The sequence below is a fragment of the Chamaesiphon polymorphus CCALA 037 genome (assembly GCF_003003845.1).
GTDB lineage: Bacteria > Cyanobacteriota > Cyanobacteriia > Cyanobacteriales > Chamaesiphonaceae > Chamaesiphon > Chamaesiphon polymorphus.
The window spans coordinates 1-20,259 of record NZ_PVWO01000007.1; the positions used below are offsets into that span (position 1 = coordinate 1).

25 protein-coding genes and 4 pseudogenes are annotated in these 20,259 nt (G+C 48.0%); 6 read left to right on the forward strand and 23 right to left on the reverse strand.

Features of this window, described 5'->3' with window-relative positions:
* The first annotated feature begins 89 nt into the window (after positions 1-89).
* Positions 90-917 carry a hypothetical protein gene (locus C7B77_RS01050; RefSeq protein WP_219891947.1) on the forward strand — a complete coding sequence of 276 codons (828 nt, stop codon included), beginning with the start codon at positions 90-92 and terminating at the stop codon, positions 915-917.
* A gap of 8 nt (positions 918-925) precedes the next feature.
* Complete coding sequence (locus C7B77_RS01055) at positions 926-1,417, forward strand: PIN domain-containing protein (protein ID WP_106299469.1); 492 nt, start codon at positions 926-928, stop codon at positions 1,415-1,417.
* Between the two features lie 54 nt (positions 1,418-1,471).
* Here the strand turns inward: C7B77_RS01055 and C7B77_RS31605 are convergent.
* The 3 genes and pseudogenes from C7B77_RS31605 to C7B77_RS01065 form a co-directional block, all read right to left on the reverse strand.
* Positions 1,472-1,639: pseudogene (locus C7B77_RS31605) on the reverse strand (ClpX C4-type zinc finger protein); the annotation flags it as partial.
* A gap of 72 nt (positions 1,640-1,711) precedes the next feature.
* A pseudogene (locus C7B77_RS31610) lies at positions 1,712-1,915 on the reverse strand (RNA polymerase sigma factor); the annotation flags it as partial.
* A complete protein-coding gene (locus C7B77_RS01065) occupies positions 1,897-2,238 on the reverse strand; it encodes an RNA polymerase sigma factor (RefSeq protein WP_146138132.1) in 342 nt (113 codons plus the stop codon). The gene C7B77_RS01065 and the pseudogene C7B77_RS31610, both read right to left, overlap by 19 nt.
* A gap of 81 nt (positions 2,239-2,319) precedes the next feature.
* Between C7B77_RS01065 and C7B77_RS31615 the strand changes: the two genes are divergently transcribed.
* Positions 2,320-2,400 (forward strand): fasciclin domain-containing protein, encoded by an 81-nt coding sequence (locus C7B77_RS31615; RefSeq protein ID WP_106299538.1) that lies wholly within the window; start codon positions 2,320-2,322, stop codon positions 2,398-2,400.
* A gap of 235 nt (positions 2,401-2,635) precedes the next feature.
* On the forward strand, positions 2,636-2,935 hold the full coding sequence (locus C7B77_RS01075) for a hypothetical protein (RefSeq protein WP_106299475.1): 300 nt from the start codon (positions 2,636-2,638) through the stop codon (positions 2,933-2,935).
* A gap of 249 nt (positions 2,936-3,184) precedes the next feature.
* Here C7B77_RS01075 and C7B77_RS01080 read toward each other — a convergent pair whose 3' ends face one another.
* From C7B77_RS01080 to C7B77_RS01140, 13 genes and pseudogenes are all read right to left on the reverse strand, one after another.
* On the reverse strand, positions 3,185-3,541 hold the full coding sequence (locus tag C7B77_RS01080; protein ID WP_106299477.1) for a VOC family protein: 357 nt from the start codon (positions 3,539-3,541) through the stop codon (positions 3,185-3,187).
* An 18-nt stretch (positions 3,542-3,559) separates the two neighbouring features.
* Positions 3,560-4,039: an SRPBCC domain-containing protein gene (locus tag C7B77_RS01085; RefSeq protein ID WP_219891948.1), complete on the reverse strand. Its 480-nt coding sequence runs from the start codon at positions 4,037-4,039 to the stop codon at positions 3,560-3,562.
* A 20-nt stretch (positions 4,040-4,059) separates the two neighbouring features.
* The gene (locus C7B77_RS01090; RefSeq protein WP_106299479.1) at positions 4,060-4,383 is read right to left on the reverse strand and encodes an ArsR/SmtB family transcription factor; all 324 of its coding nucleotides are present in this window, start codon (positions 4,381-4,383) and stop codon (positions 4,060-4,062) included.
* Between the two features lie 142 nt (positions 4,384-4,525).
* Positions 4,526-5,491 (reverse strand): annotated as a pseudogene (gene bla, locus C7B77_RS01095) (class A beta-lactamase); the annotation flags it as partial.
* Positions 5,492-5,899: 408 nt separating this feature from the next.
* Complete coding sequence (locus tag C7B77_RS01100; RefSeq protein WP_425430807.1) at positions 5,900-6,031, reverse strand: AraC family transcriptional regulator; 132 nt, start codon at positions 6,029-6,031, stop codon at positions 5,900-5,902.
* A 130-nt stretch (positions 6,032-6,161) separates the two neighbouring features.
* A complete protein-coding gene (locus C7B77_RS01105; protein ID WP_106299483.1) occupies positions 6,162-6,851 on the reverse strand; it encodes an SAM-dependent methyltransferase in 690 nt (229 codons plus the stop codon).
* Between the two features lie 56 nt (positions 6,852-6,907).
* Complete coding sequence (locus C7B77_RS01110; protein WP_106299485.1) at positions 6,908-8,263, reverse strand: APC family permease; 1,356 nt, start codon at positions 8,261-8,263, stop codon at positions 6,908-6,910.
* Positions 8,264-8,477: 214 nt separating this feature from the next.
* Positions 8,478-9,095, reverse strand: a complete 618-nt coding sequence (locus C7B77_RS01115; protein WP_106299486.1) for an FMN-dependent NADH-azoreductase — start codon at positions 9,093-9,095, stop codon at positions 8,478-8,480.
* A gap of 37 nt (positions 9,096-9,132) precedes the next feature.
* A complete protein-coding gene (locus tag C7B77_RS01120; RefSeq protein WP_106299488.1) occupies positions 9,133-9,747 on the reverse strand; it encodes an SDR family oxidoreductase in 615 nt (204 codons plus the stop codon).
* Between the two features lie 26 nt (positions 9,748-9,773).
* The gene (locus C7B77_RS01125) at positions 9,774-10,814 is read right to left on the reverse strand and encodes a Kelch repeat-containing protein (RefSeq protein WP_106299490.1); all 1,041 of its coding nucleotides are present in this window, start codon (positions 10,812-10,814) and stop codon (positions 9,774-9,776) included.
* A 15-nt stretch (positions 10,815-10,829) separates the two neighbouring features.
* A complete protein-coding gene (locus tag C7B77_RS01130) occupies positions 10,830-11,924 on the reverse strand; it encodes an aldo/keto reductase (protein ID WP_106299492.1) in 1,095 nt (364 codons plus the stop codon).
* Positions 11,921-13,159 carry an MFS transporter gene (locus C7B77_RS01135; RefSeq protein ID WP_106299494.1) on the reverse strand — a complete coding sequence of 413 codons (1,239 nt, stop codon included), beginning with the start codon at positions 13,157-13,159 and terminating at the stop codon, positions 11,921-11,923. The genes C7B77_RS01130 and C7B77_RS01135 overlap by 4 nt, the downstream gene beginning before the upstream one ends.
* A gap of 51 nt (positions 13,160-13,210) precedes the next feature.
* Positions 13,211-13,948, reverse strand: a complete 738-nt coding sequence (locus tag C7B77_RS01140) for an SDR family oxidoreductase (RefSeq protein WP_106299496.1) — start codon at positions 13,946-13,948, stop codon at positions 13,211-13,213.
* 148 nt (positions 13,949-14,096) lie between these two features.
* On the opposite strand from C7B77_RS01140, the gene C7B77_RS01145 reads away from it, so the two are divergent.
* Positions 14,097-14,981, forward strand: coding sequence for an AraC family transcriptional regulator (locus C7B77_RS01145; RefSeq protein ID WP_106299498.1), 885 nt, complete (start codon positions 14,097-14,099; stop codon positions 14,979-14,981).
* 163 nt (positions 14,982-15,144) lie between these two features.
* Here the strand turns inward: C7B77_RS01145 and C7B77_RS01150 are convergent, their stop codons facing one another.
* Together C7B77_RS01150 and C7B77_RS01155 are read right to left on the reverse strand one after the other, a co-directional pair.
* A complete protein-coding gene (locus C7B77_RS01150; RefSeq protein ID WP_245893977.1) occupies positions 15,145-15,564 on the reverse strand; it encodes a hypothetical protein in 420 nt (139 codons plus the stop codon).
* Positions 15,536-16,429 (reverse strand): pirin family protein, encoded by an 894-nt coding sequence (locus C7B77_RS01155; RefSeq protein ID WP_106299502.1) that lies wholly within the window; start codon positions 16,427-16,429, stop codon positions 15,536-15,538. Before C7B77_RS01155 ends, C7B77_RS01150 begins: the two co-directional genes overlap by 29 nt.
* Positions 16,430-16,552: 123 nt before the next feature.
* Here C7B77_RS01155 and C7B77_RS01160 point away from each other — a divergent pair, with 123 nt between their 5' ends.
* Positions 16,553-17,095 carry a PadR family transcriptional regulator gene (locus C7B77_RS01160; RefSeq protein ID WP_106299504.1) on the forward strand — a complete coding sequence of 181 codons (543 nt, stop codon included), beginning with the start codon at positions 16,553-16,555 and terminating at the stop codon, positions 17,093-17,095.
* On the opposite strand, the gene C7B77_RS29050 is transcribed toward C7B77_RS01160, so the two are convergent.
* The 5 genes and pseudogenes from C7B77_RS29050 to C7B77_RS01180 form a co-directional block, all read right to left on the reverse strand.
* Positions 17,041-17,439, reverse strand: a complete 399-nt coding sequence (locus C7B77_RS29050; protein ID WP_146138133.1) for a hypothetical protein — start codon at positions 17,437-17,439, stop codon at positions 17,041-17,043. The genes C7B77_RS01160 and C7B77_RS29050 overlap by 55 nt on opposite strands.
* Positions 17,440-17,461: 22 nt before the next feature.
* Complete coding sequence (locus C7B77_RS01165) at positions 17,462-17,950, reverse strand: lipocalin-like domain-containing protein (RefSeq protein WP_106299506.1); 489 nt, start codon at positions 17,948-17,950, stop codon at positions 17,462-17,464.
* A gap of 30 nt (positions 17,951-17,980) precedes the next feature.
* Positions 17,981-18,844, reverse strand: coding sequence for a dioxygenase family protein (locus C7B77_RS01170; RefSeq protein WP_106299508.1), 864 nt, complete (start codon positions 18,842-18,844; stop codon positions 17,981-17,983).
* 146 nt (positions 18,845-18,990) lie between these two features.
* A pseudogene (locus C7B77_RS01175) lies at positions 18,991-19,497 on the reverse strand (SDR family oxidoreductase); the annotation flags it as partial.
* Positions 19,498-19,560: 63 nt separating this feature from the next.
* Positions 19,561-20,142, reverse strand: a complete 582-nt coding sequence (locus tag C7B77_RS01180) for an ester cyclase (RefSeq protein WP_106299510.1) — start codon at positions 20,140-20,142, stop codon at positions 19,561-19,563.
* Positions 20,143-20,259 lie beyond the last annotated feature (117 nt).

Here is a 20,259-nt window from a genome sequence, read left to right on the forward strand (position 1 = left end):
GCGCGGATTTTTAGCCAAACCTTTTACTGCTGCGGAGTTGTTAAAGTTGTTGTAGATTTGGGGTGCCTTCGATCGACGGCAATCGTCAATTGACAGACAGTTTACGAATTAGTAAAGTTGAGATCTGTATCGATGCCTCTAATTACATGACAATCGCTACTTTTTCTAGAGAATTATTCGCTATTTCCGAACTGAGATTCGTTCGCGAAGCATGGGCTTTGCCCAATCGTCCGAGCGCACTATTCGCTGATGAATCGAACCTTTCGGCGAATACTGATGCCCACAATCTCAAAGGTTCTGCCAGAGCATTAGCTACTGCCAGAAAGATTTTTCGCGTAGCTAAATCTAGATATGGATGGAGCAATAGTAAAATTGAAGACTTGCTCTGTAAATTTCACCAGAATGCGAGCTTCGATGGTCTAGATTCGATCGCCAGAACGCTGATATTTACTGAAGCTAGCTACAATCTTGCATGGTTAGCTGAAAAATCTGAAGACTTTTCTTTTTGGCTCGACCTAAATTCCAGTCAGCGTGAAGTACTTTTCTCTTATGCCAGCCAATTGCGTGATGCTCTACTTAAATTTAGCCAGCTAAATTTACAAACTTGCATTGACTTATTTAAACGTTCTTTCCTTTTTAAGGTTAACTTTGCTAGGTTTTTTCTAGATTGTATAGATAATCATCAGAAAGTAATAGATAATGCCGATCGCATGGGGACAATTTTTGAAAAGTCTAATATTCAACAAACTAGAGTGTTGAACTTTTCAAACATGACTCAAGCCGAGAGAGATCTGGCGATCGAACATTACAAAAATATCAGAAAAGCAAATCTCGATCGGCTTACTCCAGAAGAACTAGATAAGTCTAACCAACAATTCGATCGTGCCTTTCTGCTGCTCGACGAGTCTAGAAATTAAGAGCATCAATGATTGTTTTTCTAGATACTAACGTGCTGGGCTTACTTGCTAAACCAACTAAATCTTTTGAGGAGTCATCAACTGAATCTTATCAAGTTCAACAGTGGTTCTATGGCTTGCAATCGCGTGGCGTTCGCGTCGTAACTTCGACACTTTGCGACTATGAATTTCGGAGAGGCTTATTGGAACCGTTAGGTAAAGCTAAAGAGCTTGCGCCAGGAGTCATCGAGCTAGATATTTTGGCCGAAACAGGAATGTTGGAATTCATTCCTGTTTCTAGAAAAGATGCAATTTTAGCCGCTCAAATGTGGGTCGATGCACAAGCCGAGGGGCGGCCTACTAGCGACAAGAACAAGATCGATATTGACGTAATTATCTCCGCTCAATGTCTGATATTACAACAAGAAAATCTAGGGCAAACAGTTATTATGGCTACCAAGAATACCAAGCATATTTCGAGATATTGTGAAGCTGCTAACTGGCAAGAGATCGAGTTCTAGCAATAGCGATCCATCAATCTAAGAGATTCATGAATTTTGACGATCGACTCGTTCTTGTTCGCGAATAATGTTGTTGCAGATATCGACACATTCGTTACAGATGTAGATGGGGACTTTTCTTAAGATCGGCCCTGCAATTAGAAACTTGATGCTTTCATGACTTTTTTGACAGAAAGAACAGTACATCTCTAGTTTTGCTGGCTCGGAAGTGTTAGCATTCATCGGTTGAGACTCCTGAATTGAAGTAGATGGCAGCGGAAATTGTAGTGGGGACAATTTCGATCTGAGTTGATGGCGAGATTTGTGCAACCGTCCTTTCACAGCCGCGATCGAAATATTTAATCGATCGGCGACTTCTTGAAGGCTGAGTCGATCGCGATAAAATAGTAAAGTTGCCAGACGATTCTTTTCAGACAAGGCATTGACGGCTTCGAGTAATGCCGTATGGAGTTCTTCCTGCTCTGCTACTAGCTGCGGATCTAGCGAACTGCTATCGATCGATTTTCGTCCACCAAATTCTCCACCATTGTCTCAAGGGAAAAATAAATCACCTTCCGCCGCCGAAGCTGGTTGCGACAAAGATTGAGAACGATGCCATACAGCCAACTTTTAAAGCGCGTCGGATCGTTAAGTTTAGCCAATGACAGATAAGCTTGCAGCATGGCTTCTTGGACGAGTTCTTGTGCTAGATCCTCATTCCCAATTGCTTGTCTGGCGATCCGTTGCGCCATTGGCTGATAGCGCAATACCAGCCGACTGAATGCAGCTTTATCTCCCTGTCTCGCCAGCAAAACTAATTCCAACTCGTTACGATCGCACACGGTTCCCTCACCGAATAACTCTTCTACTTAAATAGTGGCAAGTTAAACCAAAAAAGTTACTTATAGAATCCATCGCAAGTAATCGAGCCAGATCTCCAAGCCACTAATGGGGTAGTACATATCGTCGATCGGATCTTACTACCACCGAATACTAAATTATAGTTCTGAAAACTAATTTTTTAATCGATCGATTGAAATTGATGACTATAGTTAGATAGCGTAGCTAAACTTATGACTTTTATCCCGATCGCGAGGTGAATAAAGTTTATAAATCTATCGACATTTAGGAAGAGCTGTTTTGTCGAGCGATCGATTAAATTAGAAGCTGAATCGATCGAATAGTTGTGAGATTTAAACCTCGATCGGCTATTTCAATCTTACTAAATATCTAAAACACATGAAAAAAACAATGTTATTCGCACTAGTTTGTGCGGGATTGGCAGTAAATCTTCCGGCTGTCGCGACGAGCGTGCCCCAGTCAGTCGAGCAAAATGTCAGCGGCTCGACCGATCTCATCGCTCAGTATCGTCGGAACGATCGCCGATTTAATGTTTACTATCGTTATCGTGGCAATCGACCTTGGATTTTAGAAAATTCCTATGTTAATCGGGGCAATGCTGAAGCGGCAGCACGAAGATTAGAACGACGTGGCTTCCGGACTTACATACAACTCAGTCGCCGAGTCAATCGTGTTTAGGGTCGATCGAACGGTAGTTATAAATTAGGGTCAATTATAGTTCTGTGGCTCTAACAATTTACTCTAATCCGATCGATCCAGCTCGAATGTAATAAGCATAGATCGAGTCGCTCCAAGCGACTCGATCTATTCGCATATAAAAACTCATTGGAGATCTTTTTAGATAGCCAAACGTTCGATCGTGAGCCGAACGAATCAAAGCAGGCAAGAGTCACTTACCTGTGGATATCGACGTAATTTCACGGATGCTTACTCTTCTCGATGGCTCACAATATTTATCGTCATGCCGTTTGGTTCGCGGACGAAAAAGCGTCGAACGCCCCACGGTTCATCCGTGAGTGGATAGACAACCGTATAACCATGCCTTATGGCTGCCTCATAAACACGATCGACATCGGCCACTTCAACTGACAGGTTCGGGTGCATCCCTGATGGGTCGTTTGTCAGCACGCTAATTTGAGTCGTTGGGTCTGCTGGTGCAGCGTATGTTTGAATCCAGCCTAAATCCATCGCCTTAGTCAATCCCAAAACTTGGGTATAAAACAGTTCGCTCTGCTCGGTATTTGTAGTTTGGATGTTGGAGACAATTCGACGAATCGAGTTCATGGCTGGAGCCAGTTGTAATTAGTTGCGTGATTCTAAAAGTTGACCCAGAACTTCAACAGACTGCCGCCAGCCGCTTTCCATGCCGCTGGCAACCATGCCATCGCGGTCTGCTTGGCTCATGGCAGTGCTATGGGTATGAATCTCAGTCGTATGTTCGTCAATTGCTATAAACTCGGCTTTTTCGAGCATCACATGTCCGCGTTCCGGCATCCCCAAGAATTCAAACGTCTGCACGATCCGTCGATTGTGGGCGACTTCGTGAAAACAGCCAGTAAACTGATACTCGTTACCATCTTCTGCTTGCTCGGCAATATGCCAACTACCGCCGTCTTTACAATCAAAATGATACACTTTCATCGGATTACCGCGACACCACCATTTAGCAAACAGATCCGCTTGAGTATAAGCATTGAAGACCTTTGCTAGCGGAGCGTTAATGGTGACTGTACCCAGGATGTTTTGGGAATTTTCTGGGACTGTTACTTTTAGATCTGCCATACAGATATATTCCTCCCAATTTACTTTTCTGCTAATAATTTTTCTAAAGTATCAAAGCGATCGCCCCATACTTTTTCGTACTCGCTCAGATGTGCTGCGGCTACTTCGATCGCTTCTGGTGTGACGCGAACGAGTTTCTCCTTGCCATTTCGACGCTTAGTAACCAGCCCTGCCTTCTCAAGCACGCTGACATGCTTCGCAATCGCAGCTAAAGAGGTGGCATAAGGTTGGGCTAACTCGCTAATGGTCTGTTCTTCTCTCGATACGCGCTTGAGGATATCTCTCCGCGTCGCATCGGCGAGAGCACCAAAAATTAGATCGAGCGCAAGATTTGATTCAACCATATGGTTGAATGATAGCCCGAGCGACACATCGTGTCAAGTGCTACTGTTGGAGTTTGAGCTAAACCTACTTGGGAGTTTGCATTGCCTGTACGACTGTAGTTGCAACTTGAGCTATTATTTGTTCTCGTTTGGCGATCGGAGCTTTTGAACCCGCAACAAACACCGCGATCGCCACCTGTTTTCCATGGGAAGTGATGATGCCAACATCATTGGTCGCAGTGCCTACTCCCAAAACCTCTGGGCCTGTACCCGTTTTGTGAGCGATCGACCAGCCTTGAGGTAGTCCAGCTTTGAGTCGCTGTTGCCCTGTTGGTGAATCCGTCATGATTTTGAGTAACAGAGCCGTTGAGTTTTCGGACAATAGCTGACGCGATTGCAGTTTTGCTAGCAGATCGATGGTTTCCTTCGGGGTGGCTGTATCGCGAGGATCGCTGAGATAGCGATCTAGAGCAGCTCGTTTCACGGCAACTGGGATTCGCTCTACAGCAGCGGCATATTTTTGCTCATCTGCCAGTTCGGGGCGAAAGTTAGTCAGCCCAACACAGTCTGGCTGCAACTGCCGCTCTAGTCGATCGACTCGAATGCCGCGAATGTTCATCTGTCGCAGCGTTGCGGTGACTCGTTCGGGGCCACCTACTAAGCGAATTAAGACATCGACAGCAGTGTTATCGCTCACCCCTACCGCTCGTTCGAGCAATTCTCGCACGGTGTACTGTTTACTATCGCCTGTTATTTCTTGCCGAATCGGACTCCATAGTGGCGCAAAGTCTTGTCGAGAGACCGTCACTGGCCGATCGAGGGACAGTTTACCTGCATCAACTTGCTTGAGGACAACAATCCCCACTGGTAGCTTGTAGACACTCTGCATCGGCAACCGTCGCTCGCCATTGTAAAACCAGCTTTTCCCAGTATTGAGATCCATTACGCCAACTCCAACCCGACCTTGAGCGGCGGAAAAATCCAGATGATTGAGACGATCGAACGATGAAACAATGGCAGGAGAAGATTTAGATCGATCGGCAGATGAAAGGTGAGGATGGGAAAGAGTAATTATTGCAACGATCGCACTAAGCAGGAAACACCAACGAATTAACTTCAACGAAAACATACTTTGTTTCCAAATTCACTACTGGTTAAACCACCTGGTTTCTATGGATTACGGACAAAGTGCAATTTATTTTTAGGCACCCATCAGTGCATCATAACCTCCTTCTAGTTTGCTACGCACAATATATTGCTCCTCACGATCTAGGGTAAAAGATGTCCGATCGTCGATCGAATGACATCATCCGGATCGTATTTCCGGTTGAGGTCGAGTAAGCGATCGTCGTTCGGTTCAAAGGTGGGCAGAACACGAATAAAAGAATGTCAGACTATAGCTACGATTTTCCCCAATTGTTTATTTGATTCAAAGCGTAGCTCCAGCTCCTCCTGTTGCTACTTACTTGGAGTGTAACTAGTTAAAATGCTTGACTTCTTTCAACTTCTTACGATGATTTGTCAGATTCTTATGGCGTTAGCGAACCTGCTTTGGAGTCATTCCAGTGAGTCGTTTAAACTGTTGGGTCAGATGGCTTGGACTGGAGAAACCCACTTCTAAGGCGATATCGGCGATTATCTCCGATAGGCTACGCCAACGCCAAATCAGTTTTCGCCAGCATCACTCCAAAATATTTATTGAAACGGTTGCTGGCTAACAGCGGTGCCGCGACCTTTACCGCCGCAGATTATTAGTAACGCTGTTAACCAACCCCTCTCTAGTGCGTAGATTTGCTAGTTTAAGGAGCAACTGGATATCGGACGACTTGAGATGCTCGTAAATTTGCGGGCGGATTGGCGGGTACCGTCCAAAAATAAATCGTGCTCCCACCAACTTGCTCGATGCGATCGGGCTTCCAGTCACCCATGTCGAAAGCGTGAGAGACAATGCGGGTACCAGGTTTGAGTTGGCTCAATAACTGCGGTCGAAGTTTGACATTCAGTTCGGGCAACAGATACAGTGTCACTACTGTGGCATCGCTAAACTTGCTTTGAAATAGATCTTGATTGAGAAAGCGCACCCGATCGGTTACACCTGCTTTTTTGGCATTGATATTGGCTTCTCTAATCCGTTCGGGATTGATATCGATACCTGTGGCGCGAATTCCAAATTTGCGAGCGGCGGTAATCGGAATCCGGCCATCGCCGCTACCTAAGTCATACAGTTTATCCTTGCTGTTGACTTTGGCGATCGCTAGCATTCGATCGACTACTGCTTGTGGAGTGGGGACATAGATAACATCCGGCGATCGTAATGCTGGAGCCTGTGCGACGGCTGGAGCCACTGCTGGATCGGCAGTTTCAGGTTGACCAGTCGTCGCGGTTGGGGTAGTGCTACAGCCAGCACTAATGAGACTCAGACCGATGACGGTTGCTAAGGCGAGACGATGGGATAAGCTTTGCAGGAGCGAGGTTTGAGGTGAAATCACGATAATTTTCTCCTGATTTTACTAGTGGTTAAATTGAGATGAAATGTTCGCCAACATCAGCGATTCTGGAGCTGGCGATACCGGAGAGTAAAGGGAATCCCCAGTGCCACGACGACTACGCCGACAATCGCGCCCGTCCCGGTGTAAACCAAACTGGAGTAAAGCAGGTAGCCACAAGAAGCCATAAACAACAGCGGTAAAATCGGGTACAGCGGTACCCGAAACGGGCGCGGTCGATTGGGGTCGCGCACTCGCAGCACGAACAGCGAGATGCTACTGAGGAGAAAGAAAAACCAAAAGATCGGTGCGGTATAATCGACCATCGTTTTGAAGCCGTCGCGCGTCACCGTACCCAGTCCGACTAGTGCCAAGGAGATCGCTCCTTGGAATAAGTAGGCAGCGGTTGGGGTATCATGACGGTCTTGCCAAACACCCAACCACCGAAATGCAGATACATCTCGACCGAGTGCAAAGTTGGTGCGCGCACCCGTGAAAATGGTGGCATTAATCGAATCTAGGGTACAAACTACCACCAGAATGCTGATGAATATGGCTCCTGGCTGGCCGAATGCCTGTCTCATCAGATTGGCGGCAACGGCTGGAGACTGTGCCATCGCTGTCAATCCCAAGCCTTTGAGATATGCCAAGTTAATCAGTAAATAGAGAGCCGTGATGATGCCCAGTCCCCACAGGAGCGATCGAATGATGTTGCGTTGGTAGTTCTCGATCTCAGCGGAGATCTGGGCGGCTTCGTTCCACCCACCGTATGACAGCAGCACGAATACCATTGCCGACCCCCAAGATCTCGTGGTGGAGGCAGCAGCCGGAGCGGGACTAGAACCAGTGGTCAAGGTTAAGCCGATGACAACGATCGCCAGTAGTCCCAGGACGGTGGTAATTGTCAGCCAGTTTTGGAGCCGCTTACTATGTTTTATGCCCAAAATATTGAGCGCAGTCAGCAGAGCGATCGCGATTGCGGCATAAATTCCTGCTGAAAATGTACCAATCGGCAATATTTGGGTAGCATAATCGCCAAATACAAATGCGAGTAACGCGATCGATCCGGTCTGAATCACACTCAATCGTGCCCATGCAAATAAAATCGCAATCGATCGACCGAATGCTCGTTTTAAGTAATCATAGCTTCCACCGATACTTGGATATGTGGTAGCGAGTTCTGCATAACATAAGGCACCAATAATAGAGATTAATCCACCAAAGCTCCAAGCTAGTAAAACATCAGTCTCACTATTAGCATTGGCCGCAACTAATGCTGGCGTTTCAAATATTCCTGCCCCGATAACTAGTCCGACAATCAATGCGATCGCATCGAATAGCCCAATCGAGGGTCTTGTTACCCTCACGCCATGTTCGGTTGTTTTTTGTAGCTTAGGTTGCTCGATCGTACTCACAGCTTTAACTCTACCTGCTATGTGGGCAATTTGATTTCGATCGTTGGGGGAAACGCAGAATTCGGAGAATATTGCACGCTAAGGATTTCTGGTGTCAGGAAAGGCTCTATCACTTGTCATAGAGGATGTCAGCAAATGCTTGAAAGAACTCTAAATTGACATGCTTTAACATTGGCTTCTTTCGTGACAAAGGTATCGTAGTCATCCTGGAACATTACGACTGCGCAGCAGTCGTGACGACTGGTTCAAACGTCTTGAGAAACTCAGCTCGCGATCTTTCTCCAAGGTCAACAACCTTGGTTCCTCCAGCCGCAACAAAAGTAACGTCCTCGATGCCGATTACCTTGAGAATTAGGCGCAAATACATAGTTGCGATGTCCCGATCCCGGATCGGCGAACCCTCTGTGTAGACACCACCCGAAGCCATTAGAACCGTGCATTTTTTGCCATGAATTAGACCTTCGCCCGTCAGTCCCAGTGTCAGCCCCTTGCGGACGATGTGGTCCACGTAAGACTTGAGGTTTGCGGGAATGTTGTAGTTGTAAACCGGGGTGCCGATCGCAATATAATCTGCGGCCAGAAGTTCGGCGACAAGCTCGTCGGACACCCGCAGGACATCCTTCATTTCAGGAGTGTGCTTCTCCGTAGGCGTTAGACTGGCTCCCAGCCAGGGCAGGTTCACGTAAGGCAGATCCATCTTTACGAGATCGCGTTCGACAACTTCACCGCCTGGGTGCGCGGTCTTCCATTGCTCTACAAACATTTTTGCAAGGTTGCGGGAGATCGAGTCTTCTCCCCGTGGGCTTGCCTCAATAACTAGAAGCTTTGGCATGATTGTGTCCTTTTTTTTTAACTAAAGTGGATTGAAATTAAATAGACTGACCACCAGAGACTTCAATTCTCTGGGCATTTACCCAGCGGTTATCTTCGGATAGCAAGGATGCGATTATCGTTCCGATAGGCTTCGCCAACGCCCCGCCAATATCATCGGGAAGACCGACTCGACCTAACGCGGTTTGTGAAGCGAGGAAATTATTAATCTCTGGGTTATCCCGCACTGCACCGCCCCCAAAATCTGTTTCGATCGCACCTGGAGCCACTACGTTCACTGCAATCTGTCGGTGTCCCAATTCCTTTGCCATATATCGAGTCAAGACCTCGATCGCGCCTTTCATGCTGGCATAAGCGGAGTAACCCGGTAGTGTAAAGCGAGCCAGACCGGACGAAAGATTCACAATCCGTCCGCCGTCCTTGAGCAGTGGCAGCAGTTTTTGGGTGAGAAAGAAAACGCCCTGGAATTGGATGTTCATCAAGCGATCGAATTCTTCCTCAGTCGTCTCGGCAAACGGGGCATAAACGCCTATTCCGGCATTGTTAACGAGGAAATCAACCTGCTCGGTCTGCCATTTGTCCTGGAGCGATCGCTTGACTTGCCCTACAAAACTATCAAAAGTTTTGGTGTCAGAAGTATCCAAAAACTTCATCTATAGGCTTCCCAGTGCATAGCACTCTAGGTGGGCAATACCAGTACCTCGTGGGTCACTGTTGCGGCATTTCCGCCTGTTTGAGTTCCGCCACCAAACACAAAGATGCGGTTGCCAATTGCGGATGCTCCCAATCCATGTCGTGGCGTTGGCAAGGGCGGCATTGCCGCCCACACGTCGGTTTGCGGGTCGTATACCCAACTTTCGGCAAAAACCTTCCGCTCTGGAACCCACTGTTCGCCGCCAAACACGTAAAGCTTGCCGTTGAATGCGGTTGCAGCCAGACCTCCTTGGGCTTGAGGCATCGGCGATCGCGTTTCCCACCGATCGAGTTTGGGATCGTAGACCTCTAGATTTGGCACATTGACTTGGCGAGCAGTGCCATCAGCATTCTTGGTAAAATTGCGTCCACCAACCACGTAGATCTTGCCATCAATGACAGCCGATGCTGCACTGTTTCGCGCTGTGGGCGCATTGGCACGGGTTGACCAGCGTTTAGTCATCGGATCGAATACTTCATTTCGCACACTATCAATGTGGTCAGTGAACAGCCGAGTATCCTCAGTGGCTCGAACGCGTCCACCAACCAGATAGATCTTGTTATCCACCACTGCGGATACGCCCTCGGCACGAGCCGCTGGTAGGTCAATCCCTCCAGTCCAAGTATTAGAGGCAGGATTGTAAATAAACATCGTCGGCTGCGCCCGCCAGTCTGGAAACCCACCTGTGAAACCGCCAATACCATAGAGCAAGCCATTGACTGCCGACAGTGTAATGTGATGGCGGGCTTCAGGGATCGGTCTCAAGGCTGTCCATGTATTTTTGCCCGGATCGTAAGACTCGAAATGCGCTGAGAATCCGGTGTTTGGGCTGAGTAAACCGCCGACCACGTAAATTTTTCCGTTCGAGACTTCTGGATAAAGTTCTTGCCGAGCGACTGTTGGCGGTGCAGCTTCAGTCCAATAGGGCAACTGGCTTTGCGATCGACTGAGCACGAGCGAACCTAATGCGATGAGCGAAAAGACCAACAGCGACAGGAAAATCAAAGATCTAAATCTACGCAACATAATATAAACTCCATCTCAACCGATCGGACGTGGATTTGGCAGGCGCACCAACCCGCTAAAATTCTTGCCAGGATACCAGGGCATTTGGAGCAGGTTGTCAAAGCCGGGAAGGCTTTCCATGTGTTTCACCATGCGGGTGCGCATTGAACGATCGGGTAGCGATCCTCTTAGTGCCCCCATATTCTCAACAACGTGCTCCGGGTTGGTGGTTGCGGGAATCGCACAGGTTAGAGCCGAGTGAGAAATCACATACTTGAGAAAAAACTGTGCCCAGTTCTCGCAGCCAAAATCGCGGGCAAAATCGGGTAGTGGTTGCCCCTTTACCAATTCAAAAAGACGGGCTTTCTCGAAGGTCATGTTAGCTAAGACGGCTGTTCCTCGCGCTGCCGCCGCAGGCAGAATTCTGTCTTCAACTCCACGCTCACGAATTGAATAGCGAAGTTGCACAAAGTCCAGATCGCCGTTCTCAATCCATCTCTCAAGCGCAGAATTATATAGCGGATCGTGGTGGGTAACGCCCACATAGCGAATTTTACCTTCTGCTTTCCATGCTTTTAGTAGGGGTAAAATTGCATCTACATTCACCAAGCTATGCACCTGCATGACATCAATGCGATTGGGTGACAATCGCTTCATCGATTGTTCTAGCTGACGCTGAGCCTGGCGGCGATCGCCCAGATACTCACCAGTTGCCCAGGTTTTGTTAGCAATAAACAAATCATTGGTCAAGCCAAGTGTTCTGGCAAATTCGCCCACGTTCGCTTCCGACATCCCATAGAGCAGTGAGGTATCGACCACTCGCCCGCCTGCATCCCAAAAGCGGCGCATTACTTCCTGAAGCCGATCGCGGGGCTGATTAGATAAAGCATCAAAGGTCATAAACGTTCCCAGACCGATTGCAGGCAGTTTCTCCTTGGTGCGCGGGATTTCCTTCGTGACGATCTGCGATGGTTGGGTTGCAGCAGGTCGCGACGGTTGAGTTTGATTCTGTGCCTGTGCAGTCTTCACAAAAGTGGGTGTTAAGGCAGTGGTGGCGGCACCAAATCCTAACAATCCAAGTATCGATCGACGGGAAACATTTCGACTAATTGCTGGACGGGTTGCTTTCATTGTGCATTTCCTTTGTGTTGAAGTTTAGATGCTGCAAACCAAGTCAAGATCGAAACTAAGATCATTTGCCCTGCACCGATCCAGTAGGGCATTGCGGGGCTAATCTCTTGGTAGAGCCAACCAGCCCATAAAGGGCCGATGATTCGTCCTAGTGCAAACGTTGCCCTGTAGGTGCCCTGGATGCGTCCTTGAGCTTCGGGTGCGACTGCTTTTGACATCAATCCCTGAAGTGATACCTCCACCAATGCCGTGCCAATGTTTGCCACGATCGCCGCGATGTACACCAGTGCTGGTAGCCCAGTCAGAGAAAACCAACCAAATAATCCAAACGCAATGCTCAGCATAATTGCACCCAGACTAGTAATTTGAATTTCTCTCAGAAAGTGGAGTAGGACAGGCACGATCGAGACCTGAGCAAGGACTTCAACCACACCCATCAAAATAAAAATCGGCGCAATTTGCTGTGGTTGCCAGCCAAACAAATCATTGGTCATCGCCGCCAGATTTGATGAGGTGATGATGGATGTCATCGTGGTCAGAAGAAAGCTGAGCATTAGCCAGCGCAGATGCGGATTGCGCCAGTCCACAAATAGCTGACTCAACGGATTCAATTGACGGAACGAGACTCGTGCAACACGAGGGTTGTCAGGGAACGTTTCCGGCATTGCCCAATAGGCCCATACCAAACCGACTACACTTGTGGCGGCCACGATATACAAGGGAATTGCCAGATCGATGGATGCAAACCGGGCGCTGATGATGGGGCCAATTGTAAACCCCATGCCCGTTGCCGCACTCATAAATGCGAAGGCACGAGTCCGAGCCTTTAACGTGGCGGTATCGGCAATGTAGGCAAAAATCGAGCTTGCTGTACCATCCGCGATCCCAAAGATGGCCCACCCAGCGAACATCATCCACAGCGCGCCGCCTATACCCATGAGCGTGTAAGCGATCGCTGCACCTAGTAAGCTGAACATCAGAACGAGTCGTCGCCCATAGCGATCGCTCAGTAGCCCAATGACAGGACTACCAATAAATTGCGCGGTTGCCAATGTGGTATACATTAACCCGACGTGAAACGCGGTGCCGCCATATCGTCCCTCGATTAAGGCAGGCATAATCGGGTTGAGGACACCAACTCCCAGATAGGAGATCGAGCCGATGAAGAGGGTAAAAGGAGTTAGAGGGCGAGGGGTGCGCTTTGGTGTTTCTTCTTTTATCAGTTTGTTCAACATGGGAATCAGCAAATAAGGTTTGTGGTTTACAGAACATAGCAAACACGATGCTTAGACAATCCCACCGTTCACTCTGAGCGTTTGACCGTTGACCCAACTGCCCTCTGGACTGACTAAAAATGCAACGGCACTGGCAATATCATCGGGTTGCCCTAGTCGCTCTAAGGGGGCTTGATTGGCAAATTTCTCTACTAATTCCTCAGATTTACCCTGATAAAATAACTCGGTTGCGGTTGGCCCTGGAGCGATCGCATTCACCGTGATGTTGCGTCCTCGCAATTCCTTCGCCAAGATATTGGTGAAGATTTCAACCGCTAGTTTCGAGCCAGAATAGATGGCATATCCTGGCATGGCTAAACCCACTGCGCTGGTAGAAAAGTTGACAATCTGTCCACCCACTCGCAACCGTCGCGCCGCTTGGCGCAGCGTCAAGAACGTACCACGAGTATTGACATTAAAAATTTTGTCGTATAGCTCGACATCCATGTCAGCAATGTGAGTTGCTTGTGGAGTTAGAATGCCTGCATTATTGACTAAGACATCGACTCCGCCATAGATAGCTTCCGTTTTCTCGAATAACGACTCCACATCTTTAGCATTAGAAACATCGCCTTGCAGTGCGATCGCCTCACCCCCTTCTGCCTGAATATCGTGGATTACTTCTTCTGCCTTTTCACGATTGTTAGCATAATTTACTACAACTGCAAATTCATCAACTGCCAAACGTTTGGCGATCGCAGCTCCAATTCCTCGCGACGCTCCGGTAACAATAGCAACTTTACGATTCATGTCGATTAACCTCTAAAAACTCTGGTTATCGTTCTCGAACTCCGAACGCATTCTTTGCTCGATATGTCTATAATCAGGGAAACGAGAAAAGAAGTCTTTCAGAAATTTGCCAGCGTTTTAGAATTTTCATCCTCTTCGCGGAGTTCTTATGCTGATCGATCCGAAAACTGCAACACCTATTTTCCCAGACCAAGCATCGCAGAGCAGCCACTATCATCTTCTGCTCGATCGACAAACGGGACTCCATCATGCCAACTTGGCACCAGAATTGTTTGGGACACACGAGCACTCTGCCCATCAGATTACAGTTCCATTTAGTCACGCCAAAGGAGTGACATCTTGGCACTCGGCTGCGGCAAAACATCAGCAGCAAGCTGTTCGGGTCGGACAGTGCTTTGTTGTGCCAACCGGGCAACCCCACGGCTTAATCTTGGATCGTGCTGGAGAATTGGTCAATTTTTATGTTGCGCCAGAGTATATTGCAACGATGATTCCTGAAACAATTGAAGGGCATCCCCTGGAAATCCTTGAGTTTCAAATCTCGGACGATCCACTCATTCGTCAACTAGCGGCGGCGGTGCGAACCGATCGATTACTGCATGGTGTCTCCAACAAACTGTTTCTGGAATCCGTTCTCAACGTGCTGGTCGTCCATCTTGTGAATCGTTATGCAGTATCGACACCTCAGATACCCGAAGTAGGTAAGTTACCTGTCCATCTCCTTGTTAGAGTAAAGGAGTATGTCGAGGCACATGATACGTCTGATATTGCGATCTCTGAGTTAGCCAACCTGACGGGATATAGCAGCGTTCATTTCACCCGCATGTTCAAAAAAGCTACGGGGGAAACGCCGCGCGAATACCTGATTCATCATCGCATCAACAAGGCAAAGCAATTACTAACAGTGACGAGTTTATCAATGATTGAGGTGGCATTCCAAAGTGGATTTAATAGCCATGCTTATTTTTCCACACAATTTCGTCGCATCGTAGGCACATCTCCGCAAGTTTATCGAAAACATAATGAGGGGTAGCTCCATCTATCCCAATAGGGCGGATTCCCAAATCACTGAATTAGGAGATCGATAAACACCCGATCGCGTCGCGAATGCGTACAATTCGGTAAATACAATCCATAAAAGCAGTTCGTCGAGATTAAATTTAATCTCGACGAACCGCTCGATTTATAGTTGAACTTTATTTAGTCGCTAACACCACATTCAAATCAGCATGAGCTAACACCACATCGGGGTTGCGTTGAAGTGCCGCATCATACTTCATAGCAAAGTCATTTCCAGCTTCATCAGGTGTGAGTAGAATCCGAACATCAGCAATGAGAGTAGCGATCTCCTCGGAGGCGATCGCCTCATCAGAGGAGATTAACTCATCAATTTGCACGATCGATTCTGAGAGGCGATGCAACCAGGCAAATCGATCGCTATCGATCGCCAGTTGCAGCAATTCAACATTAGAGACCCGTCCGTGAATTTGTTCGTAATGAATCCGCTCTGTATCCAACAACAGTTGATGCAAATGCAATAACTTGATGCGGATATCGGTCAGCAGTTGATGTTGGGTAATGCGGTATTTAAGCATGAATCTGTCCCATTCTTCCATTTTGGTAATCGTCGATCGCTTGCCGTATTTCGGCTTCAGTGTTCATCACAAAGGGGCCATAGCGCACCACAGGTTCATTTAGCGGCACTCCAGCAATCAACAGTAGATCGAGGGGTTGGGTGGCATCCGCAGGATTGGCGATCGCCACTTCCTCCCCATCAGGGGCAAAAATCACCATTTGCCCATCCTCACCCCGTTCTTGCTCGGTACCAAACAAACCAGACCCATCGAGGACATAGGCAAAGGCGTTGTACTCTTTCGGTACCGATTGAACGATGCTTGCTCCCGGTTGGAGCGTGAAGTGCAGGTAGATAATCGGGGTGCGGGTTTCGATCGCGGCTTTCGCCCCCAACGCTTCTCCGGCGATCGCGCGCACTGTCACAGACCCATCTTTGGTCTGAGCCACCGGAATCTGCGCTGATGGAATTTCCTGATAGCGAGGAGCAATCATCTTGTCTCGCTGCGGCAAGTTAATCCACAGTTGAATGCCGTGCAGTCGCCCACCCATGCGAGCAAACTCAGCTTCTGGCATTTCGGAATGCACTATGCCTGCCCCAGCGGTCATCCACTGCACATCACCGGGATTCAACAGTCCAGCATGACCCGCCGAGTCCTTGTGTTCCAGCCGTCCATCTAGGACGTAGCTGACGATTTCAAAGCCACGATGGGGATGATCTGGTGCGCCCTTTGCTTGACCGGGCTGCTGATTCACGGGACCCAATTCATCAAGGAGGAGAAAGGGGTCAAACTCGGAAAAGCTACTCTTGGGAAAGGGACGACGCACCAGAAAGCCTCCTCCTTCAAGCGTTTCTACACTATTAATGATTCCAGCAACGGTGCGGAGTGTCTGAGTTTGAGTTGTCATACAGTTGCCTCCAGGCAGAAAGTTTACAAGACTTATCTTATATATGATTAATCTTATATTAACATATGAGTATATAAATTCTATGGGTAGGGCTGTCCTCCCTATTCGTTCGGTAAACCGCCTATGTCTCTTGCCCATGTGATTCTGGGTCTGCTCCAACAACAGGATCGGACAGGCTACGACCTCAAAACCAAGTGCTTTGACGATTGCATTTCCCATCTGTGGCCAGCAGATCAAGCACAGATTTATCGGACTTTAGACAAACTGGAGTCACAGGCGTGGATTACCTGTACCGTCGAGATTCAGCACGATCGCCCCAATCGCAAGGTTTACCGGATTACCGCAGCAGGTGCAGCAGAGTTAACCCACTGGCTTCAGACACATCATCCGTTGCCCGTGTTGCGAGAGCCGTTGCTGGTGCAACTCTATTTTGCAGCTCAGTTGCCTGACGAGGCGATCGTGGATCTGCTAGAGCAGGAACTGGAAGCACGGCAAGAAAAGCTAGCCCAGTGTGAGGAAATCGAGGCTCTATCTGTGAGTAATCCGACTGCATCGCGCGAACAACAACTGCATCGATTGGTTTTGGACTTAATGAAGCAACGGGAACAGACTTATTTAGATTGGTTGGAACAGGCGATCGCCACAATCCGTAGCCGATCGACGTAAATTCCTGCTTCTGGGTTAGATCGCAAGAACCCACTTGCTAGGGCGTTACGGACGTTCCGAGCGGGAATGCGGGGCGAGGAACCGATCGCCAAATCCGGTTTGGACAACCGACTAACCTTGCCCTCACCCCTCAACGAGCAAAAACAACCGATCGATCGGATTAATTCACGCTCTGAAGAAAGTCCAGTAACACGGGATTCACTCGATCGGCGTGAGTCCAGTTGATGCGGCAATTCACCGATCGATTTTCCTGCTGAAGAAAGTCCAGTAACACGGGATTCACTCGATCGGCGCGAGCAAAACCCTTCACAGTAAGGTGTTGTGGGCAGTGCCCACGATTTCAAAAGCCTCTCCCTGTAGGCTTCGTTATCGACAACGAACTCCCCTTGCTATAATGCGTTCCCACAGCAGCTCAAAAACCGCTTCAACACCATCACTCAAGACTGGCGGCGTCACGAGCGTTAGTCGGCTCTGATTAAGAGTAAAGGTGCGAACTAACGTTGTACCAACGCGATTAGGAATTGATGCAATTTCGATCTGGTGAGTTACTGTGTTGCCACTCAACGTATAAGTTCCAGCGTAAGCATTGAATGTTGTAAATGCTTGAGCAAGCTCTTCCACAGGTAAGGATTGCATCTGGGGAGTCAGCGGCGATCTGACCTCCTGACTCAGCAGTGTGCGGTCGCTCCTAGAAAACATCACCATCATGTGACCATCTGATGTGTAAGTGATGTAGCCAACCGGATGAGTTCCATACACGTCTGGAGTCACCGTTCCATCAGCGTAAATGGCAGTTGCAGAAATTAACTTCCAAATGCCAATTAGCAGATTGTTCTGGATTGATGGTGTAGACATAATGTGCAACCATTGCTTGATGATTCTCCGCTAGAGAGTAGCGGGTTTCAACACAAAATCAAACTCAGTCGTGTAAAACGGTTTACTTTGATTGTGTGCCTTGAGTTCGTCTATTGCTTCGTGCTTTTGCAATTGAACGATCGCCGATCGCACTGCAAAGGTTGTATCTGAATCCAGGTGAGGATCGCCAGCAATAAAAATTTGTGTTGTCAGTGGAGTGTACTCCGGAGCACTGAGTTTGAAATGGATGTGAGCCGCCCGCCAGGGATGCCGTCCCAAGAGTCCCAGCAACTCGCCACATGGACCACTGGTTGGCACTTTGTAACCTAGTGGCACGACGGTTTCAAACATATACTTTCCATTCTTGTTCGTTTTGAAACTTCCCCGAAAGTTCCCCAACGGCTGAGATGGATCTTGGATGTCATATAATCCTTGGGAATTGGGTTGCCAAACATCGATCGCGGCATTGGCAATCGGTTGACCGTTCACATCTAAAACACTGCCTGACAGGAAAAGCGTGTCGCCTTCTGGATCGATGCCTAAGCGATCGCCCATCTGCCGTCCTGGGGCATTCGGCACATACAAGGGGCCTTCTAAATTGCTTTCTGTACTGCGATGGGCATCGTGCAGCAATTCTACCAACTCTGAGATCCCTAGTAGATCCGTCAACATATGGATCTCTCCAGTGGGAATCTCTTGAGTGTGATGACTTGCCTGGTTGAGAAAATTACGTCCCTGCTGCAATTCTGATTCTGTCAGATTCACCTCACGCACAAAGTCATGCAAATGTCGAACCAAGCTCGTGTAAGTTTCATAGAGTCGCGGGTGAGATTTGCCGCGATCGCCATGATTAATGACGGTTTCAGTGATAGTGTCAAGTGTGATGTTCTGCACGATCGAACTCCTTTTTAGTTACGTGATTAATGATGGTTGTTTTACGGCGACCATCTTGACTTATAGTCTGTGTCCTAATCTAATTGGCTACAGCTATACCAGTGCAACTTTGCCTGCAAGTGTTGTCATCTCGCACTGTCGTTCGACTACTGCGCTACAAACCCACCATCGACCATCAACGTTTCACCTGTTATGAACGATGCCATGTCAGATGATAAAAACAGAACTGCATTGGCAACTTCAAGAGGTGTTCCAACTCGTCCGATCGGGTGAAGTCCTGCCATGTAAGCTTTGACTTCATCCTGTCCACCCGTAGCGGCTTCAATCATATCTGTTTCGATTACCGCTGGTGCAACAACATTGATGCGAATACCCGCTTTGGCATATTGAAGCGCAGCAGCTTTTGTTAAGCCTATTACCGCACTTTTACTCGCAGTGTAGAGGGGGAAGGTAGGAAATGCAACGACTCCATTCGCAGATGCCGTATTGACGATGGCACCACTTCCCTGTTTCAACATCTGAGCGATTTCATATTTCATCGACAACCAAATGCCTTTGACATTGACATTCATCGTGCGCTCGTATTCCGCTTCTGTTTGCTCGATTAATGAGGGATTTTCGCCGATAGTTCCGGCATTATTAAAGGCAATATCTTTAAGCATCATGATAGTTACCTCTTATTGTGAATGGGTATTGATGTTTGCTGGCTCCGACACTTAGTTGCGATCGATTAGTGCGTTTGAAGGCAAGTTCGGATCGAGTGCTTTTCGCGCGCTGTCAACGCCCATAACGGGTAACGTACCAGGATCGAGCAAACCGAGTTGAATCAAAACACTCGCCTGATCCCAGTAGATGTGTTCGTGGGATAGCTTATCGTCACGGAACTGAACGATCGTTACCACTGCTACTTCAACCCGTTTCCCGGTCGGAGCAATGCCAGGTAGCATCCAGTCCATTCGGATGGTATGAGTGAACTTAGCCATCATTTCATCGACAAGCCGATCGGTTCCGATCGTGCGTGAGATTGGTATCAGTTCCAGGTCTGGCGGCATCTGTGGAATGAAGTATTTGGAATAAAACTCGCGCAGTGCTGGTTTCCCTACTCCCCCAGTCATGACCGGAATGTGGTTAACATAAGCATCCTCAACCATCGTGGCGAGGGTATCGTCAGTATTGTGAGTTTCAAACTCGTGCCGCAAATGCTCTCCCCAAAGTGCTTGCAAAAACTCCTGGGCTGGTGTCAAGTTTGCGCTCGCCTTTCTATTTGCTTGTTCGTCTACAGTTTGTTTGTCGACCATGTTATATTCTCCTGGTTCTATCTATTTAGAATGTGTTCAGTTATAATGCTTAACTTCTTTCAGATTCTGACAATTATTTGTCAGATTCTTATCTAAATATTTCCGCTTTATACTGTT

Excerpts from the sequence above, each read along its gene's own strand:
- C7B77_RS01115 (WP_106299486.1), bottom strand. The coding sequence starts at position 9,095 with ATGCCAAAGCTTCTAGTTATTGAGGCAAGCCCACGGGGAGAAGACTCG.
- C7B77_RS01125 (WP_106299490.1), bottom strand. The coding sequence starts at position 10,814 with ATGTTGCGTAGATTTAGATCTTTGATTTTCCTGTCGCTGTTGGTCTTT.
- C7B77_RS01165 (WP_106299506.1), bottom strand. The coding sequence starts at position 17,950 with ATGTCTACACCATCAATCCAGAACAATCTGCTAATTGGCATTTGGAAG.
- C7B77_RS01090 (WP_106299479.1), bottom strand. The coding sequence starts at position 4,383 with ATGGTTGAATCAAATCTTGCGCTCGATCTAATTTTTGGTGCTCTCGCC.
- C7B77_RS01055 (WP_106299469.1), top strand. The coding sequence starts at position 926 with ATGATTGTTTTTCTAGATACTAACGTGCTGGGCTTACTTGCTAAACCA.
- C7B77_RS01150 (WP_245893977.1), bottom strand. The coding sequence starts at position 15,564 with ATGGAAGAATGGGACAGATTCATGCTTAAATACCGCATTACCCAACAT.
- C7B77_RS01120 (WP_106299488.1), bottom strand. The coding sequence starts at position 9,747 with ATGAAGTTTTTGGATACTTCTGACACCAAAACTTTTGATAGTTTTGTA.
- C7B77_RS01130 (WP_106299492.1), bottom strand. The coding sequence starts at position 11,924 with ATGAAAGCAACCCGTCCAGCAATTAGTCGAAATGTTTCCCGTCGATCG.
- C7B77_RS01080 (WP_106299477.1), bottom strand. The coding sequence starts at position 3,541 with ATGAACTCGATTCGTCGAATTGTCTCCAACATCCAAACTACAAATACC.
- C7B77_RS01135 (WP_106299494.1), bottom strand. The coding sequence starts at position 13,159 with ATGTTGAACAAACTGATAAAAGAAGAAACACCAAAGCGCACCCCTCGC.
- C7B77_RS01180 (WP_106299510.1), bottom strand. The coding sequence starts at position 20,142 with ATGGTCGACAAACAAACTGTAGACGAACAAGCAAATAGAAAGGCGAGC.
- C7B77_RS01075 (WP_106299475.1), top strand. The coding sequence starts at position 2,636 with ATGAAAAAAACAATGTTATTCGCACTAGTTTGTGCGGGATTGGCAGTA.
- C7B77_RS01160 (WP_106299504.1), top strand. The coding sequence starts at position 16,553 with ATGTCTCTTGCCCATGTGATTCTGGGTCTGCTCCAACAACAGGATCGG.
- C7B77_RS01140 (WP_106299496.1), bottom strand. The coding sequence starts at position 13,948 with ATGAATCGTAAAGTTGCTATTGTTACCGGAGCGTCGCGAGGAATTGGA.
- C7B77_RS01145 (WP_106299498.1), top strand. The coding sequence starts at position 14,097 with ATGCTGATCGATCCGAAAACTGCAACACCTATTTTCCCAGACCAAGCA.
- C7B77_RS01155 (WP_106299502.1), bottom strand. The coding sequence starts at position 16,429 with ATGACAACTCAAACTCAGACACTCCGCACCGTTGCTGGAATCATTAAT.
- C7B77_RS01085 (WP_219891948.1), bottom strand. The coding sequence starts at position 4,039 with ATGGCAGATCTAAAAGTAACAGTCCCAGAAAATTCCCAAAACATCCTG.